Origin of the sequence: Siminovitchia sp. FSL W7-1587, assembly GCF_037963795.1 — a bacterium.
Taxonomy (GTDB): domain Bacteria; phylum Bacillota; class Bacilli; order Bacillales; family Bacillaceae_C; genus Siminovitchia; species Siminovitchia thermophila.
In genome coordinates this window covers 4,270,225-4,288,320 of sequence record NZ_CP150169.1, presented here as the reverse complement: position 1 = coordinate 4,288,320, position 18,096 = coordinate 4,270,225, and the positions used below count along the sequence as shown (strand labels likewise).

At 43.0% G+C, this 18,096-nt stretch carries 18 protein-coding genes and 1 pseudogene; 7 read left to right on the top strand and 12 right to left on the bottom strand.

Features of this window, described 5'->3' with window-relative positions; translation table 11 throughout:
* The first annotated feature begins 95 nt into the window (after positions 1 to 95).
* The 3 genes and pseudogenes from NST31_RS20120 to NST31_RS20110 all read left to right on the top strand — a co-directional run bounded on the left by NST31_RS20120 (position 96) and on the right by NST31_RS20110 (position 3,046).
* The gene (locus tag NST31_RS20120) at positions 96 to 419 is read left to right on the top strand and encodes a LysM domain-containing protein (RefSeq protein WP_339162873.1); all 324 of its coding nucleotides are present in this window, start codon (positions 96 to 98) and stop codon (positions 417 to 419) included.
* Positions 420 to 517: 98 nt separating this feature from the next.
* Positions 518 to 1,630: a flavodoxin-dependent (E)-4-hydroxy-3-methylbut-2-enyl-diphosphate synthase gene (gene ispG / locus NST31_RS20115; protein ID WP_171973803.1), complete on the top strand. Its 1,113-nt coding sequence runs from the start codon at positions 518 to 520 to the stop codon at positions 1,628 to 1,630.
* 263 nt (positions 1,631 to 1,893) lie between these two features.
* A pseudogene (locus tag NST31_RS20110) lies at positions 1,894 to 3,046 on the top strand (ISL3 family transposase).
* A 412-nt stretch (positions 3,047 to 3,458) separates the two neighbouring features.
* Here NST31_RS20110 and NST31_RS20105 read toward each other — a convergent pair.
* Positions 3,459 to 3,800, bottom strand: coding sequence for a DUF4190 domain-containing protein (locus NST31_RS20105; RefSeq protein WP_339162872.1), 342 nt, complete (start codon positions 3,798 to 3,800; stop codon positions 3,459 to 3,461).
* A 152-nt stretch (positions 3,801 to 3,952) separates the two neighbouring features.
* Between NST31_RS20105 and NST31_RS20100 the strand changes: the two genes are divergently transcribed.
* Complete coding sequence (locus NST31_RS20100; protein ID WP_077110703.1) at positions 3,953 to 4,546, top strand: hypothetical protein; 594 nt, start codon at positions 3,953 to 3,955, stop codon at positions 4,544 to 4,546.
* On the opposite strand, the gene NST31_RS20095 is transcribed toward NST31_RS20100, so the two are convergent.
* Genes NST31_RS20095 through NST31_RS20085 form a run of 3 tightly spaced genes read right to left on the bottom strand, consistent with a single transcriptional unit; the run spans position 4,543 to position 6,591 of the window.
* Positions 4,543 to 4,968 (bottom strand): Fur family transcriptional regulator, encoded by a 426-nt coding sequence (locus tag NST31_RS20095; protein ID WP_339162869.1) that lies wholly within the window; start codon positions 4,966 to 4,968, stop codon positions 4,543 to 4,545. The two genes, NST31_RS20100 and NST31_RS20095, sit on opposite strands and share 4 nt — an antisense overlap.
* A gap of 10 nt (positions 4,969 to 4,978) precedes the next feature.
* Positions 4,979 to 5,830, bottom strand: a complete 852-nt coding sequence (locus NST31_RS20090) for a metal ABC transporter permease (protein ID WP_077110699.1) — start codon at positions 5,828 to 5,830, stop codon at positions 4,979 to 4,981.
* A gap of 29 nt (positions 5,831 to 5,859) precedes the next feature.
* Complete coding sequence (locus NST31_RS20085) at positions 5,860 to 6,591, bottom strand: metal ABC transporter ATP-binding protein (RefSeq protein WP_077110731.1); 732 nt, start codon at positions 6,589 to 6,591, stop codon at positions 5,860 to 5,862.
* A gap of 151 nt (positions 6,592 to 6,742) precedes the next feature.
* Here NST31_RS20085 and NST31_RS20080 point away from each other — a divergent pair, with 151 nt between their 5' ends.
* Entirely contained in the window at positions 6,743 to 7,000 is a 258-nt protein-coding gene (locus NST31_RS20080; protein ID WP_077110697.1) for a DUF2624 domain-containing protein, read from the top strand.
* A gap of 43 nt (positions 7,001 to 7,043) precedes the next feature.
* On the opposite strand, the gene NST31_RS20075 is transcribed toward NST31_RS20080, so the two are convergent.
* A complete protein-coding gene (locus NST31_RS20075) occupies positions 7,044 to 7,949 on the bottom strand; it encodes a deoxyribonuclease IV (protein WP_077110695.1) in 906 nt (301 codons plus the stop codon).
* Positions 7,950 to 7,977: 28 nt separating this feature from the next.
* Positions 7,978 to 9,294, bottom strand: coding sequence for a DEAD/DEAH box helicase (locus tag NST31_RS20070; RefSeq protein WP_339162866.1), 1,317 nt, complete (start codon positions 9,292 to 9,294; stop codon positions 7,978 to 7,980).
* A 167-nt stretch (positions 9,295 to 9,461) separates the two neighbouring features.
* On the opposite strand from NST31_RS20070, the gene vrrA reads away from it, so the two are divergent.
* Together vrrA and NST31_RS20060 are read left to right on the top strand one after the other, a co-directional pair.
* Positions 9,462 to 10,025: a VrrA/YqfQ family protein gene (gene vrrA / locus NST31_RS20065; RefSeq protein ID WP_077110692.1), complete on the top strand. Its 564-nt coding sequence runs from the start codon at positions 9,462 to 9,464 to the stop codon at positions 10,023 to 10,025.
* A gap of 124 nt (positions 10,026 to 10,149) precedes the next feature.
* Complete coding sequence (locus tag NST31_RS20060; RefSeq protein WP_077110690.1) at positions 10,150 to 11,106, top strand: 4-hydroxy-3-methylbut-2-enyl diphosphate reductase; 957 nt, start codon at positions 10,150 to 10,152, stop codon at positions 11,104 to 11,106.
* 80 nt (positions 11,107 to 11,186) lie between these two features.
* Here NST31_RS20060 and NST31_RS20055 read toward each other — a convergent pair whose 3' ends face one another.
* The 6 genes from NST31_RS20055 to dnaG form a co-directional block, all read right to left on the bottom strand.
* Positions 11,187 to 12,305, bottom strand: a complete 1,119-nt coding sequence (locus NST31_RS20055) for a Nif3-like dinuclear metal center hexameric protein (protein ID WP_339162864.1) — start codon at positions 12,303 to 12,305, stop codon at positions 11,187 to 11,189.
* The gene (locus NST31_RS20050) at positions 12,302 to 13,006 is read right to left on the bottom strand and encodes a tRNA (adenine(22)-N(1))-methyltransferase TrmK (protein WP_077110687.1); all 705 of its coding nucleotides are present in this window, start codon (positions 13,004 to 13,006) and stop codon (positions 12,302 to 12,304) included. Before NST31_RS20050 ends, NST31_RS20055 begins: the two co-directional genes overlap by 4 nt.
* 181 nt (positions 13,007 to 13,187) lie before the next feature.
* Positions 13,188 to 13,544 carry a cytochrome c550 gene (gene cccA / locus NST31_RS20045; protein WP_077110685.1) on the bottom strand — a complete coding sequence of 119 codons (357 nt, stop codon included), beginning with the start codon at positions 13,542 to 13,544 and terminating at the stop codon, positions 13,188 to 13,190.
* Positions 13,545 to 13,681: 137 nt separating this feature from the next.
* Positions 13,682 to 14,824: an acyl-CoA dehydrogenase gene (locus NST31_RS20040; protein ID WP_077110683.1), complete on the bottom strand. Its 1,143-nt coding sequence runs from the start codon at positions 14,822 to 14,824 to the stop codon at positions 13,682 to 13,684.
* A 280-nt stretch (positions 14,825 to 15,104) separates the two neighbouring features.
* Entirely contained in the window at positions 15,105 to 16,232 is a 1,128-nt protein-coding gene (gene rpoD, locus NST31_RS20035; RefSeq protein WP_077110681.1) for an RNA polymerase sigma factor RpoD, read from the bottom strand.
* 32 nt (positions 16,233 to 16,264) lie between these two features.
* Positions 16,265 to 18,076: a DNA primase gene (gene dnaG / locus NST31_RS20030; protein ID WP_077110729.1), complete on the bottom strand. Its 1,812-nt coding sequence runs from the start codon at positions 18,074 to 18,076 to the stop codon at positions 16,265 to 16,267.
* Positions 18,077 to 18,096: the final 20 nt, after the last annotated feature.

The following is an 18,096-nucleotide window of genomic DNA, read 5'->3' as shown; positions in this document are numbered from 1 at the left end:
CTTACTGGCCGTCCCTACAGCAAAATAATTCAAGAATATTTCCCGATCTCTCTTCATATATATGGGACAACTTATATGAAGAGGCGGGATCGTTGTTGAAAAAGATCGCGATTTTTGTGGCGGCACTGATCATTCTATATAGTATCTATTACGATTTAACGACAGGCACACTTCCGGTTTCAATGGCAACCGCTGGCATTGAAGAACATAAGAGCAAACAAGACCAGCCGGCCATCCCTTATACGACCAAAAAAGTGAAACGCGGGGATACGGTTCTTTCCATTGCAGAGAATATACATGATGGCCCCCTCCCGGTGCCTATTGAGCAAATGGTTGATGATTTTCGGGAATTAAACGGCCAAATTGAACCAAATCACATTCAAATAAACGAAACATACAAGTTCCCAGTATATAAATGAACAGCCATGGAAGTTGTCAACTTCACCAAATCATTGATACAATATTCACGTAACCATCACGAGGGATTTTTATAAAGGAGAGAATACCTTTGGGTACAATTATACATCGATCCAAGACCCGTCCGGTAAAAGTGGGCAATGTAACAATTGGCGGAAGCAACGAACTGATTATTCAAAGCATGACGACATCCAAAACACATGATGTCGATGCCACGGTAAAAGAAATTGCCCGCCTCGAAGAAGCCGGATGCCAAATTGTGAGAGTCGCTTGCCCTGACGAAAGAGCGGCCAATGCCATTTCGGAAATAAAAAAACGAATCAATATTCCACTTGTCGTAGATATCCATTTTGATTATCGCCTTGCCCTAAAAGCAATCGAAGGCGGAGCAGACAAAATCCGGATCAACCCGGGAAATATAGGAAAAAGAGAAAAAGTGGAAGCTGTTGTCAAGGCTGCAAAAGAAAAAGGCATTCCGATCCGCATCGGTGTTAATGCCGGCAGTCTGGAAAGACATATACTCAATAAATACGGCTATCCTACCGCCGATGGCATGGTCGAAAGCGCCCTGCATCATATAAAAATTCTTGAGGATCTCGACTTCCACGATATTATCGTTTCTTTAAAGGCTTCGGATGTCAATTTGGCCATTGAAGCTTATGAAAAAGCCGCCATGGCATTTGACTATCCATTACATCTAGGGATTACAGAAAGCGGCACTTTGTTTGCCGGAACAGTGAAAAGCTCTGCCGGACTAGGAGCCATTTTAAGCAGAGGAATTGGAAATACCCTGCGTATCTCTTTAAGCGCAGACCCGGTTGAAGAAGTAAAAGTCGCGAGAGAACTTCTGAAAGCATTCGGCCTTATTTCCAATGCGGCAACGCTTGTTTCCTGCCCAACATGCGGAAGAATTGAAATTGATCTGATCAGTATTGCCAACGAAGTCGAAGAATACATTCAAAAAATAAAAGCCCCGCTGAAAATATCCGTTCTGGGCTGCGCTGTTAACGGGCCGGGAGAAGCGCGCGAAGCTGATATCGGAATCGCCGGCGCTCGCGGTGAAGGCTTGCTATTTAAAAAAGGAAAAACCGTGCGCAAAGTACCGGAGGAAACGATGGTTGAAGAGTTGAAAAAAGAAATCGATATTATGGCGGAAGAATACTTCAGAAAGCAAGCGGAAGAAGCCAAAAAGGAAGAAACGCAAAAAGTATAACAAGAGGCTGAGACATAAGCAAATACGAAATAGCAAAAACCGAACAATTCATTTATAATTGTTCGGTTTATTTGTGTGAAAAAAGGCTCTATACTAAATGTTGGGGTTTCCACATAATTTGCACATAAAAATATACACGCAAACATCCAATTCTTTTATACTTGAATTGCCTAGAAACAAGAAAAGATTGGAGTTGCGTGCAAGTGAATTTTACCATAAAAATCCCCGGCCTTGAAGATGTATGGATCACAAAAGTGGAGAAAATGGAAGATCGTATTGCGCTTCATGTAGAAATGGCTGTCAAGGTACATAAGTGTCCCAGCTGTGGGGAAAGGACTAAGAAAATTCATGATTACCGGATCCAAAAGATCAAACATTTAAAGTGGTTTGAACGGTTGACGTACCTCTTCTACAAAAAGCGCCGCTATGCCTGTTCGTGCGGGAAGAGATTTGCGGAGGACAATCCTTTTGTTCATCGATATCAACGGCTTTCTATCGAGTGGAATCAGGCAGTATCCGTTCGGATCGTGCAAGCGAAGACATTTAAGGAAACTGCCCAGCAGTTTGGTGTCTCCGTATCAACTGTCATGCGCAGGTTTGATCGTTTGGCCGTAAAGGAAATGACAGAGGTTCAAGAACTGCCCAGGGTGATCGCCATCGATGAGTACAAGGGAGATACAAAGGAAGGAAAATATCAATTGATTATTGCTGACGGGGAGACCAAGGAACCCATTGACATCTTGCCAAATCGAAAAAAGAAGACCATCAAGGATTATCTCCAAAAACATGGAACCAATGTGAATGTAGTCATTATGGACATGAGCCCTTCTTTTAAGGCAGCTGTCCAAAAGGCATTGGGGAAACCGGTTATTGTAGCCGATCGTTTTCATTATTGTCGTTATATCTATTGGGCTCTTGACGGAGTCAGAAGAAGAATCCAATCTGAATGGAACGATTATGACCGTAAAAAATGTAAAAGGATGCGCCATGTGTTTTATAAAGACAGTGCAAAGCTAACCGAAAAGGAACGCTGGTATTTAGACAGGTATCTTGGGATGGATGAAGAACTTCGCAGGGCTTACGAATTGAAAGAGTCCTACTGTTGTTGGTTCAAACAAGCCAAGGAAAATGGACAAGTTAAGATCAAAGAAACGAAGCAAGGGTTATTTGATTTTTACAGGAAGGTAGAACAAGAGGGTATTCCTGAATTTGAAAAGGCTATCCGTACATTCAAGAACTGGCAGACAGAGGTATTAAATAGCTTTTTATTTGATTACTCAAATGGTTTTTTGGAGGGAATTAATAACCTAACGAAAGTCATGAAGAGGAACGCCTGGATTCAGGAACTTCCTAAGGGCAAGAGCAAGAATACTACTTTTACATAAGTATAAAAAAATTGGAAGTCATGTTGGGTAGGGTGAGATTGCATCTCACTCCCACCCCAACATTTGACATAGAACCTGAAAAAATCCCTATCATCGCTACGTCAACATATTTCGCTTTCCGCAGGTCTCTTCAGCTTCCTCGGAAAGCAAAGATCGCTTTCTGCGGGATCTTCAGCTCGGGCTATTCCCGCATTGACTACGCCAAAAAGCTTGCGTATGATACACTGGGACAATTTATCCCCCATGTAAGGTGCCATATACACTACTTCAAGGCCTGAGTTGATACAAAAGGGCTAAGTGGGAGATAACGGCACCTAAATGCCCGATTCGTTCAACTAACATTCAGTAGGAGCTGGAAAAAACGCCTATTGAATGAAGTTTCACTGTATTGTTCGTTTTTTCATCACCTGATTTAGTTGTGGCCCAGCCTCTTTTTTCCAACTTTATACATAAGGAAGAAAAAGATAATAAAGCGACAAAGAAAAGACAGCGATAGAAAGCGCCCAGCCCCCGATTAATTTTTCACCCCTGATGATTGCAGGGATGGAAAGCAGTGTGCCCGCAATCCCAAGGATGCCCGGCAAGATAAAGAGTGATAAAATCGCCAAAGCCAGGGATACATAAGCAATTGCCCGGGCTGAAAATCCTTCATTTACCCTAGTTTTCGTTCTCTCCATTGTAAAATCAGGTACTAGTTCGCCAGCCAGCTCTTCCTGGTGTTCATCCGTTACATATTTCGTTTCTTTTTCCTGATGTTTGTCTTTTTCTGGTCCATGCCCAGACATACACTTTCCCCCTCTTTTTATTCACTATGTATATTGTGCGCCGAGCATAGCCCTTTCATGTTGACAATGATTGCCAAGCATTTCATACATTACAGCGAAATGTGTTACAATGAGGATATATAGAAGGAAAGTGTAAGGGAGATTTTATGCTTATGCAAAAAAGGTTTGGAATTGACATAGACGGTACAGTCACATGCCCCACATCCCTGATCCCATTTATTAACAAGTCGTTTAATTTGAATATCACGCTGGAAGATCTTACCGAATATGAATTGACGAGATGTCTTGATCTTCCTGAAGAAGCGATTTATCAATGGTTCGTCCAAACAGAGCCCTTGATTTATAAAGAATCGCCCATCGCTGAAGGAGCAAGACAAGTGTTAAAAAAGTGGGTGGATCAACATCAGCTTTACTTTATCAGTGCCAGGCAAAGCGCATTGCTGGATGTGACGAAACAGTGGTTTCAGAGGCATGAATTGGATTACCATCATATTGAATTAATCGGTACCCATGATAAAGTTCCCACGGCAAAAAAACATAATGTGGATATGTTTTTTGAGGATAAACACGATAATGCCGTGGCGATTTCAGAAGAGCTTGACATTCCAGTTATTCTGTTTGACACTCCCTACAATCGAAAGCCGGCACCAAAACAGGTGATCCGCGTCCATCATTGGAAGGAAGCCGAACAATGGGTAGAAAATTTGTTTGGAAAGACCAGCCAAACAATAAAAGAAGCCCATTAAACGGCTTCTTTTTTACATTCGGGACATTTCCCATATATTTCAAATTTATGATCAGAGATGTCAAAACCATGCAAATCTTCCGTGACAAAATTCATCGGACATGCCCCGATCGCCTTCGTCCATCCACATTTTAGACAAATAAAATGGTGATGATGGCCTTCATCTGATCCGCACGTATAGCGAAAGTGCTTTTCTCCTGCAAGCTCTGTCACTTCCAATATGCCCAGTTCCAAAAACAATGATAAATTTCTGTATATCGTGTCAAAACTGACACCGGGATAATCTTCCTGCATCATTTCCAACATTTCTTTAGCTGTTAAATACTTGTTTTGCGATGCGAAAATCTCTAGCATGCGTTCTCTCTTATCAGTCAATTTATAACCACTGTTTTTTACTGATTGAATCGCTTCGGCGATATGCATGACGTTCACCTCAACTTATTTTAAGCTGGAATTTATGCTTAAGATGCCGATAGGCAATAACAACAAGCAAAATGGCAATTGAAATGACAACAATTGTTCCTCCTGGTGCCAAATCAAGATAGTATGCACTCGTTAACCCGCCAATGACAGACGCTTCTCCAAAAATGACAGAGATAAAAATGGTTTGCTTGAAACCATTGGCCAATCTCATGCTTGCGGCTACCGGCAAAGTCATTAATGCGGAAACAAGCAAGATCCCGACAATCCGCATGGAGGCGGCAATCACAAGGGCGATCATAAGAATGAATAATATATGAATACCTTTGGACGGGATTCCTGACGCTTTGGCATGCTCTTCATCAAAAGAAAGTAAAAACAATTCCTTATATAACACAACAACAATCGCAATGACACCCACACTGATCAAAGAAATGACCCATAAATCGGTTCGGCTGACAGCACTGACACTGCCAAACAAATAATTTAACAATTCCGTATTAAATCCGTCCGCAAGGGAAATAAACACCACTCCTATGCCAATCCCGCCCGATAAAATAATCGGAATGGCTAGTTCCTGATAATGCGAATAAACGGTACGCAACCTTTCAATCGCCAATGCCCCCACAACCGAAAAACCCATTCCGAAAAAAAGTGGATTCATTCCTGCAAAAAGCAACGTTTTCTTGCTGAGGAGCAAGCTCGCAGCAATTCCGGATAATGTAACGTGGCTTAACGCGTCGGCAATCAGCGACAGCCGGCGGACAACAAGAAAAGTGCCAAGCAGCGGTGCAATCAACCCGATCAAAAGCCCTGTCAAAAACGTATTTTGTAAAAATTCATATTGAGATATTGCGGCCAGCACCGCCACCACCAACCTTTATGATAAACATACTAGAAACCTGCATAGGAAAATTGCTTCTCCATCCTAACTTTCTTATACTCGGCTGTATCTCCAAAAAACTTCAATTCCTTATTTAAATAAGCCACATGGGTTGCTTCATTTAATAACGCTTCGATATCGTGTGACACCATTAACAAAGTGATCCCCATTTCTTTACGTAATGATGTAAGCACCTTGTAAAATAAACGAACGTTTTTCGCATCGACGCCAACGGTCGGTTCATCCAAAATAAGAACGTCAGGTTTGGCAACAATCGCTCTTGCGATAAACACACGCTGCTGCTGGCCCCCTGAAAGTTCTCCTATTTTCCTGTTTACATACGGTTCTAAACCAACTTGTCGGATCGCCTGAAGCACATCCAATTTATCCTTTCTCTTTAAAAAACGGAACATCCCCACTTTTCGCGTTAAACCGCTCGCCACAACTTCAAAAACAGTGGCTGGAAATCCCGAATTAAATGAATTGGCTTTCTGGGATACAAAACCGATTCGCTCTTGACGTTTAAACAACGCCTGCTTTTGCCCGAACAAGAGTATTTCTCCCTCAACGGGCTTTAACAAACCCAAAACCAATTTTAACAGTGTAGATTTGCCGGACCCGTTTGGCCCGACAATTCCCACAAAGGCCCCTTCCGGCACCGACAAATTAATTCCGTCCAGTACAAGCTCTTCATTATATCGAAAATGGACGTTTTTTAATTGAATAACAGGATCATTCATCATTCCATAACCATCCCTCTTAATAGGAATCATTCCGATTTGCATGAAATAAGTATACATGAACATCCATTCTTTGTAAATCCTTCTGTAAAAAAATAGATGTCACAAGTACAGTGATGTCGTCATAAGTATTTGATTAGGAGGTTTGATTGCTATGAACTTATTAAAGAACATGGTGAATTTTAAGGTGAACATGATTACAGGTAATGAATTGCTCAAATACGCCAACCAATTCAACATTCAACTGTCCAAGACCGAAGCTGAAAAAATCGCTACCTATTTGCGCGGGAAAAATTTCGATATTTTTGATGAACGAATCCGCACAAAAATCATTCGGGAAGTGGCCAAAATCACTGGTCCTAAAACGGCAAAAGAAATCAATAAATTAATGGTCCAGTTTACGGCCGGCTAAGCAGAAAAAAGAAAGCCAGCAGGAGCGGCTTTCTTTTAAACTGCTATTTTACGAGCGCTTCGCCCATAATTTGGTCTTTCATCTGTTCATCAAATGAACGGTTTTTAATCATGGCAATTTCATGTTTGTACGGCGGCTTTTTATTTTTCTTGTCGGTTCCCACATAAGGCGTTTCTAAAATTTTCGGTACATCAGCCAAAGCGGGATGGTAAATCACCTTAGCCAGTGCATCAAACCCAATGTGGCCAAATCCAATATTTTCGTGGCGGTCTTTTCTGGCTCCCCGCTCATTTTTACTGTCATTGACATGTACAACCTTAATCCGGTCGATTCCGATTATTTTATCGAATTCTTCCAGCACACCCTCAAAATCATGGACGATATCATATCCGGCGTCATGTGTATGACAAGTGTCGAAGCATACGGACAGCTTCTCATTATGGGTGACTCCATCTATGATTTGAGCCAACTCATCAAATGTGCGGCCACATTCGGAACCTTTCCCGGCCATCGTTTCCAAGGCAATTTGCACGTTTTGCTCTTTAACGAGCACTTCGTTTAACCCTTCGATGATTTTTTTGATTCCCTTTTCGGGCCCCTCCCCCACATGGGCCCCGGGATGAAGAACAATCTGTGTTGCTCCAAGCGCGGCCGTTCTTTCGATTTCCGACCGAAGAAATTGGACACCGAGTTCAAAGGTAGCGGGATTGACCGTATTTCCAATATTGATAATGTAAGGTGCGTGAACGACTAAATCAGTAATGCCGTTTTCCTCCATATGGGCAATGCCCGCTTCAATATTTAACTCCTCCACTTTCTTTCTTCTCGTATTTTGCGGCGCGCCTGTATAAATCATCATTGTGTTGGCTCCATAAGAAGCCGCCTCTTCACTTGAGCCCAGCAACATTTTTTTCCCACTCATCGATACGTGAGAGCCAATTTTCAACATTTACCTCATCCCCTTTTGTTCTTTCAGGCTATTTTTTCTTTCGCTTTTGCATTCGCCGTTCCCGCTTCATGATTTTCTCTATTTCCGCTTTCATCTTCTTCTTATAACCCGGTTTAACTTTTTTCGGTTTTCTTACAATCTGATGTGCTTTCGTTACTGCGGTATTTCCCGAACTTTTCCGTTTCTCCCGACGCTTTCGATCGGCCGCTTCAACCCATTCACCGTCCTGGATGTCCCGGTATTCAAATTCGATTCCCAGTTTTTCCAGCCGATTAATCGCATCTTCATCGGACGATTCATATATTGTAATAGAGATTCCTTCATTTCCTGCTCTGGCGGTTCGTCCTGACCGGTGAATATAAAAGTCAAGATCCCGCGGCAACTCATAATGAATAATATGGCTGACCCCTGGTATATCAATCCCTCTAGCGGCTAAATCGGTTGCCACGATATATTGAAATTCCAAGTCACGCACTTGCTTCATCATTCTTTTTCTTTCACGTGGATGTAAATCGCCATGTATTCTTCCGACTTTCAATCCTTTTTCAATTAATTGATCCGCCACATTGTCGGCCATCTGCTTTGTATTGGCAAAAACAATTGCCAGGAAAGGGTTAAACGTCCGCAGCATCAAGGAAAGAAGGTCTATTTTATCCCGTCCCCTAAGCGGGACTAAGATGTGTTGAAGATTAGTGGCAGTAGGAAGATTGGGATCCACCTGTTCAAACACGGGATTTTCCATATACTTTTTTAGAAATGGTTTTAATTTCTCCGGAATTGTTGCGGAGAAAACATACATTTCCAAATCATTTGGCATTCTTCCCGCCACTTGGTCGACATCTTGAATAAAGCCCATGTCAAACGTTAAGTCGGCTTCATCAATGACAAGAATGGAGGCCTTGTGGACAAATAAAGCCTGCTCTCTGACGAGATCATGAATTCTTCCAGGTGTTCCAATCACAATGTGAGGTTGACGTTTGAGTTTTTCAATCGTTCGTTGTTTATCGGTGCCTCCCGTGTAATTGCGAATGACAATTGTCCCCTCGGGAAGGTTTTTGACGATCTTCAGCGCTTCATGATAAATTTGGCTTGCCAATTCTCTTGTCGGGGTAAAAATCACCGCCTGAACATGCTCATCAAGCGGATTGACCCTTTGTAAAATGGGCAATAAATACGCGTGTGTCTTGCCTGTCCCTGTTTGAGATTGGCCAATGGCGCTCTCCCCTTTTAAAATAAGCGGGATCATCTTCTCCTGAATTTTTGTCGGTTTATGGAATTTCAGTTCTTGAATCGCCTGATCAATAAATGTATCAAAACGATAGCGTTTAAATTGATGTTCAGCCAATTGGCTCACTCCTTAAAATAGGTACAGTTCCCTTGCTGAATGTTTATTATAAATGAAAACAGCTTTGACGACAACAAACCTGCAAACGGTATAGGCTTTTTGTCCAGTCGCTTTTACAAAACTTGCATACAGTAAAACAGCAAAAAGTGTATGAAAGGAGGATATACATGCAACCTGGAAATTTTGGAAGAATGCCTCCGCAAGGGCTATTTGGCCGGCCAGGAGGAGGAATGGGCGGTTGGCCTGGAAGAGGTGCCACTCCGCCGGGAGGAGGAATGGGCGGTCGAGGCGGTCTGCTCCAAGGATTGTTTCAACGCCAACCTCCTTCGGGTGGAATTGCTTCGGGATTTTCCAGAGCGCCCCAAACCGGAGGCTTTTTACAAAACCTTATGAACCCTGGATCGATTCATTCTTTTTTAAACAATACACAGCAAGTATTAAAAACAGCCCAGCAAATCGGCCCCCTGGTGCAACAGTACGGTCCCCTGGTAAGAAACTTGCCGGCAATGTGGAAGTTATATAAGAGCTTTAAATCCGATTCCGACACTTCTAGTGAAGAAACGGAAAGTACAGCTGAGAGCAGTCAAGAAAGTTCTACCAGCACACTGGAAAAGAAAGAGCGGAGAAAAACTGGAAAACAAAAAACAGGAGACGAAGAACAAGAGAAGAGATACGTCAAGAGAAAGCGTTCCCGAACTGGAGGAAAGTCTGTGCCAAAATTATATATCTAGCATTCCCTCCTTAATAACCGTTTGCCTTTTTCGAACGGTTATTTGGCTTTTCCTGCGATGTTATATATAATGAGTTTATAAGATCGGCAGATTGGGATGACCGGTTAAGTCAGGAGGATATGTAATGCAAATTATTAAAATTTCCCCGCGCGGCTACTGCTATGGCGTAGTAGATGCGATGGTTATTGCGCGAAATGCCGCATTAGACAAAACACTTCCCCGGCCCATTTATATATTGGGCATGATCGTTCACAACAAGCATGTAACAGATGCTTTTGCAGAAGATGGCATCATTACGCTTGATGGCCCGAACAGAAAAGAAATTTTGGAAAAAGTGGATAAAGGCACGGTCATTTTTACTGCCCACGGCGTGTCTCCTGAAGTAAGGGAGCTCGCAAAGAAAAAAGGGCTGACGACACTTGACGCAACTTGTCCAGATGTAACAAAGACCCATGATCTGATCAAACAAAAAGAACAAGAAGGTTATGATGTCATTTATATTGGAAAGAAAGGTCATCCTGAACCGGAAGGAGCCGTTGGTGTAGCGCCACACATCGTTCATTTGGTAGAGACTGTTGAAGACGTCGAAGAATTGAACGTGAACAATGATAAAATCATCGTTACCAACCAAACAACGATGAGCCAATGGGACGTAGCCGCGGTCATGGATAAAGTGAAAGAAAAATACCCCCACGCGGAAAAACATAAAGAGATTTGCCTGGCCACGCAAGTCCGCCAAGAAGCAGTGGCAGAACAGGCTGGTGAAGCCGATGTTTTAATCGTTGTCGGTGATCCAATGAGCAATAATTCAAATCGGCTTGCACAAGTTTCAGAAGAAATTGCCTATACGAAAGCGTATCGGATCGGAGATGTTACCGAGATTCAGATTGATTGGCTAAAAAACGCGGAAAAAGTGGCGGTCACAGCCGGCGCTTCCACACCAACACCGATTGTCAGGGAAGTCATTTCATTTCTGGAGCAATTTGATCCCGAAAATCCCGCAACTTGGGACCGGGAAAATAAAGTACCATTACACAAGATCCTTCCGAAAGTCAGAAAGCCGAAACTGGAAGCAAAATAACATGACAAAGCCAAAAAAGCAAGGCATCACCATTTTTGTATGGGAGCCTTGCTCTTTTTTCGTCTCATTCAAAAAACGTGCTATAAAAATGTAAAGGGATCTGTATTTTGTTTTGAAGGAATAAAAGCCACTTCGTATCCTCGCTCTTCGGCAAGCTGCTCCATCCTGGCGGCCACTCCAGCCTTCATGATTTTTTCCACATGATGTCCGGGATCCACAACATTGAGGCCGATGTTCATAGCGTCATGGGCGGTATGGTAATAAAAGTCGCCAGTCACATAAACGTCGGCGCCTTTTCTTTTGGCGTGTTGGAAATATTTGTTCCCGTCGCCCCCAAGAACTGCCACCTTCTTGATACGATCATTCAAATTCCCCACAACTCTCACACCAGAAGCAGCCAATGATGTTTTAACATGATCTGCAAACTCCCGTAAAGTCATCTCTTCTTGAAGCTTGCCGATTCTTCCGAGTCCCCATTTCCGTCCACCCAGCGCAAGCGGATAAAGATCGTATGCCGGCTCTTCATACGGATGTGCTTTCAACATCGCAGAAACAACTTTGTTCTCCAGTTGCTCTGGATATATTGTTTCAATTTTGACCTCAGACACTTCTTCTAATTTTCCAGCTTCGCCTATAAATGGGTTTGTGCCGCTTCCAGGCAAAAAGCGGCCGGTACCCGGAGTGGAAAATGTACAATGGCTATATTCTCCAATCGAACCTGCCCCTGCATCGCCCAACGCTTTTAAAACCTGATCCATATGATCTAATGGTACAAATACGGCAAGCTTTCTGAGCTTTTCTTCATAAGTTGGAACAAGCACCTCTGTATTTTGGAGTCCAAGGGCTTCAGCAAGCAAATCATTGACACCGCCTGTTGCAACATCTAAATTTGTGTGGGCGGCATAAACAGCAATATCATGTTTAATCAGCTTAGCAATGGTTCTTCCTCCAGGTTCATCGACCACCACGCGTTTCAAGGGACGATAAACGAGTGGATGATGGGCAATAATAAGATCGATCCCTTGTTCAATCGCTTCGTCAACAACGTTTTCGAGCACATCAAGAGCAACCATTACTCGGGAAACTGGTTTATGTAGTGTTCCAACTTGCAATCCGACAGGGTCGCCTTCCATCGCATACTTTTTGGGGGCATATTGTTCAAAAAGCTCAATGATTTGAAAACCATTTACTTTCTTCATGTTAACGCCTCCTCCACTATGGCAATTTTTCTTAAAAACGCTTCTTTTTTAGCCAAAGTATCCGCACTTGATTGAGATTGCTCCAAATTTTCAACTATTTTTTTCCAGCGCTGTAATTCACCCAACCATTTTTTACGGAACGGTCCACTTTTTTCTTTTAACAAAAAAGGACCAAGCAATAATTCTTTTTCGACTTCCCGATAATGCTTCATGGAATCCCCCCGTTCGGCAACGAGAACTTCATAAATTTTTCCGTCATCCTCCAAAATTTGTTCCGACACTAACTCCCAGCCATTGTTCATAAGCCATTGCCTGATATGAATGGCTCCAATATTGGGCTGCAGGATGAGACGTGTTACCCCTGCCAGCTTCTCTCGCCCTGCTTCAAGAATCCGGGAAATCAATAGACCGCCCATACCGGCAATGATGATACAATCCACCTCGCCCACTTGCAGTACTTCGAGGCCATCTCCTTTTCTCACGTCCACATAATGCCCAACTCCTGATTTTTCCACCTGCTGTTGGGCGGATTGAAACGGGCCGTCGGCAATTTCCCCTGCAATAGCAAAAGAGGCAATGCCCCGCTTTATGACATGGCAAGGCAAATAGGCATGGTCGGACCCAATGTCGGCAATCCGCATTCCGTGGTTAATGTTAGCAACAACGGCTTGCAACCGTTTCGATAATTGAACTTCGTTCATGAAAGCCGCACCTCTTATTCCAAAAACATTCGCAATATGTTACTCGTCCATTTGAAAAAAGTTCTTTGCCGATGTAGCAAAGAACTTTTCTTGTTGTAAAGGGTATGATAAAATAGCAGTTTTGGATTTTTTCTAAAATGTCGCAGAGAATCGATATGCGACATTTTATGCAACTCTTGTATTATTTTAAGTTGGCAACCCATTCAGCCATTTCTTCAATATTTTCTGCCGGCACTAATCCAGGAGGCATTGCTCCACGGCCGTTCGCTAAAATATCAGCCACTTCTTCTTTTGAAAGCCCTGTTCCATGAAGGGTCGGAGCGCTTCCCCCTTCCAAGTTTTCACCGTGACAAGAAATACATGCCTTGTTGGCATATTCTTCGGGTTCAAACTCTGCTGCAACTTCTTCCTTGCCGCCGCCTTCCTTTTCCTTCGCTATTTCCTTGGCATCGCCTAACCCCTTGATTCCAAGAAAAAATACAAGTACAAGACCCAAAGCCATAATTAAATAATATGGTACGAGCGGATTTCGTTTCATGACTTACCCTCCTTATGTAATAAAGCATGTATTAAATATAAATTATGCAAACATCTTCATTTTACTCGAAAATGAAGAGAAGGGAAAGTCTTAGGGCACTTCTTTCAGCTTTTTTCGATATTTGGACAAATTAGCCGTTAATAACATCCCACTTCTCTTGCAATAACCATCCGTTGCACCTCAGATGTACCTTCTCCTATTTCCAACAACTTGGCGTCCCGCATCATTCGTTCTACCTCATATTCCCGCATATAGCCATAGCCGCCATGCAGTTGGACAGCCTGATCGGTAATTTCCATACAGATTTCAGAGGCAAACAGTTTACACATGGACGCTTCTTTGGAAAATGGCCGTCCCTGGTCTTTTAGCCATGCGGCTTTATATACCATATTTCGAGCCAGTTCAATCTTCATGGCCATATCTGCCATTTTAAACTGAGTCACTTGAAATTGTGATAACGTTTTTCCAAATTGTCTTCGTTCTTTCACATATTGGAGCGACTTATCAAATGCGGCCTGGGCGATCCCTACAGCCATTGCCCCAATGCCGATTCTTCCTCCATCCAGCGTTTGTAAAAATTGCTTAAAACCTTCCCCCTTTGCTCCAAGCAAGTTCTCCTTGCCGACTCTCACATCTTCCAATACAAGTTCCGTTGTATCAGACGCATGAAGTCCCATTTTCTCATAATCCTTTATAATCGTAAAGCCCTTGGCATCAGTAGGGACGATGATGGCACTGATTTCCTTTTCTCCATTACGCTCACCCGTAACGGCTGTCAAAGCCAAATACTTGGCGTAAGATGCATTGGTAATAAAGCACTTGTTGCCATTGATGACATATTCATCACCGTCCAAGACCGCTGTCGTCTTTGTTCCGCCGGCGTCGGACCCGGCGTTTGGTTCTGTCAGCCCAAATGCACCAAGAGATTCTCCGGTACAAATCGGCACCAAATATTTTTCTTTTTGCTCAGGCGTACCAAACATGTTGATTGGGGCTCCTCCAAGTGAAATATGTGCGGAATACGTAATTCCTGTAGAGGCACATGCACGACTTAGCTCTTCCGTAACAATGGCAAAACTGATCGTATCAGCCCCGGCTCCCCCATATTCTTCGGGAAATGGCAGTCCCATTATTCCCAATTCCGAAAGTTTTTGAAAAATCTTATCAGGAAACTGTTGATTTCGATCTCTTTCCACGGCACCTGGAGCAACCTCTTCTCGGGCAAAGTCTCTGATTGTCTGTCTGATCATCATCTGCTCAGAAGTTAAATCAAAATTCATGTTTCTTCCCCTCCCGCCTTCTGTATCCGCTTTCACCTTTCATTATAATCTGTATGAAAGCATTCTCTCAACTAATATCACCAGTAAAAACATTTTTCTAATAAAATAAATTCATTCCATATTTATGCCTTTTTGAGGAGAATATGTTTATCGACAAAAACAGGCAAAATTCCGGTTTGCAAAAAGGATGAGAATTCTGTACAATAAATGCAATTAGCTGGAAGGCCAGCTTCGCTCAAAAGAAAAACACCCCCAAATAGCGGGGGTATTCATCACAATATTATTCAAGAAAGTCTTTTAGGCGCTTGCTCCGGCTCGGATGGCGCAGCTTTCGCAATGCTTTTGCTTCTATTTGCCGAATGCGTTCCCGGGTGACACCAAAGACTTTTCCAACCTCTTCGAGCGTACGGGTACGGCCGTCATCAAGTCCAAAACGGAGACGCAATACATTTTCTTCGCGATCCGTCAACGTGTCCAGCACATCTTCAAGTTGCTCTTTTAATAATTCGTACGCAGCATGATCTGAAGGAGAGGTCGCTTCCTGGTCTTCAATGAAATCGCCCAGATGTGAATCATCTTCTTCACCAATCGGAGTTTCGAGTGAAACAGGCTCTTGGGCTATTTTTAAAATTTCCCGAACCTTATCAGGTGTCAAATCCATTTCTTCGGCGATTTCCTCAGGCGACGGTTCGCGCCCGAGATCTTGCAGCAACTGGCGCTGGACCCTGATCAATTTGTTAATCGTTTCAACCATATGGACCGGAATTCGAATCGTTCTGGCCTGGTCGGCAATCGCCCTAGTAATCGCTTGGCGAATCCACCATGTCGCGTACGTGCTGAATTTAAAACCTTTTCTATGGTCAAATTTTTCAACGGCTTTGATGAGGCCCATATTTCCTTCCTGGATTAAATCAAGGAATAGCATGCCCCGGCCAACATAGCGCTTTGCGATGCTGACGACAAGCCTTAAGTTTGCTTCAGCAAGCCTCTTTTTGGCTACTTCATCGCCCTGTTCAATTCGCTCTGCCAGCTCGACTTCTTCTTCAGCGGATAGAAGATCAACCCGGCCAATTTCTTTTAAATACATACGGACCGGATCATTGATCTTAACACCTGGAGGAACACTTAAATCATTAAGATCAAATTCTTCCTCTTCTTTTTCTATTTGATGTATTTCAGGATCATCGTCCTCATCGGCATTGTCTTCGAGCAATTCAACGCCATGATCACTTAACACTTCATAAAACTCATCCATTTGGTCGGAATCCAATTCATAATGGGCCAGATTGCTGGCGATTCCTTCATATGTTAAAGTTCCCTGTTTTTTTCCTTTCTCGAGCAGTTGATCCTTTGCTTGTTCTAAGGTGAGTTCTGTTTCAGATAAATTGGAACGTGCTTTTTCAGCCATACGTCCCCCTCCTTCCAAACATTTCAGTACGACTACATATATGATAATGACTTGCGAAGTTCAATGATTTCCTTCGCAATCTCCATTGCTTTTTCCATGTTTTTATTTCGTTCTGCCGCTTTTTGCTCAAGTTGCTTTTCTTTTATCATTAACATTTTCCCATGTTTCAACACATGATTAACGCAATCTTTTAATTCTTGTTCAGTATATTCATGATCCACCGTCATCATTTCTATTTCTGTCACGATGGCCCGCAAATTTTTATTTGGCAAAAAATGTAAAAATAAAGACGGATCCGGCTTATTTCCTTCCTCAAAATAACCCAATAAATACGTGATAATTGCTTGGTGTTCCTCAAGGTGAAAATTGTGGCCGTCAAGCATATCCATCACCCGGTATGCCACCTCTTCATCACGCAGCATCCTGGCAATGAGGTGCCTTTCTGCAAGTATATGGGCCTGGGGCACTCTCGCTTTTTTCGCAATGAAAGGATTTGGCTCTTGCTGGCGGGGCTTTGATTTTTTCCTTTGGCTGGCCACCAGTTTTTCAAGTTGGTCTTGAAGTACTTCCAGTGATAAGGAAAATTCTTCCGCTACCTGCCGCGTATATAGATCCCTTTCCACCGGATTGCCGAGCGTACTCAGCTCCTTCATCACTTCTTCGATGTACTTTAGCCTTTCTCCTTCATTTTGCAAATTTTTATCCAATCTAAGGTATTGAAGCTTAAATGCTGTCCACGCCAAAGCATTCCCAACCACATCAGAACGAAATTTTTCTGCCCCGTACTTTTGGATATAATCATCGGGATCAAGTCCTTGGGGCAGCATGGCCACCTTTGTTTCCATTCCGTGTTGTATCAAGAGCAACCCTGCACGGTAAGCAGCTTCGATTCCTGCGTGGTCAGAATCAAAGCAAATAGTGACAGAATCAGTGAGCCGCCTGAGCAAGTGGATATGTTTATCTGTCAAAGATGTACCCATCACAGCCGTGCCATTTTTAACACCGGCATGGTCGGCGGATATAACATCGGCGAAGCCTTCAAATAGAAGGGCAAATCCTTGTTTGCGCACTTCGCTTCTTGCGGCGTAATAGTTATATAGCAACGAACTTTTATTGAAGATCGGAGTTTCAGGCGTGTTTAAATATTTTGGGTGATCATCCTCGGACAAGGAACGGGCTGAAAAAGCCACGATGTTCCCTTTCATATCCGTGAGAGGAAACATAAGCCTGTTCCGAAAACGATCGAAATAGCCTTCTCCGTTCTCCCTTTTAATAATTAATCCAGCCTGTTCCATTTCGCCTTCAGAAAAGCCATGCTGCTTTAAATATTTGACAGCGATATCCCATTCAGGCAAAGAATATCCGATTTGGAACTTTCGTATACTCTCAACAGCCATGCCCCTTGACGTTACATAATCCAATGCGCCGGCACCTTCATTAGTGTTCATAAGCAAATGGTGATAAAATTTTCCCAACAATTCATGGGCTTTCAGCATTCGTTGCTCATGTGGCGGGACATGTTGGAGGGCTATTGATTCATGCGGCTTGATATCAAGCGGAATATTGCCTTTTTCAGCGATCCTGGCCGCCGCTTCCTGGAACGATACACCCTCTGCCTCCATGATGAAATTAAAAACATTTCCGCCAGTGCCACATCCAAAACAATGAAAAATCTGCTTCTCGGCGGTGACAGAAAAAGATGGTGTGTTTTCTTGATGGAAAGGACATAGTCCAAAATAGTTTCGGCCATGTTTTTTTAGCTGGACATAATCGCTTATGATCTCGACAATATCAACAGACTGCCTTAATTCAATGATTTTTTCCTCAGGAATTCTTGCAGCCACGGTAAACATCTCCATCTCTC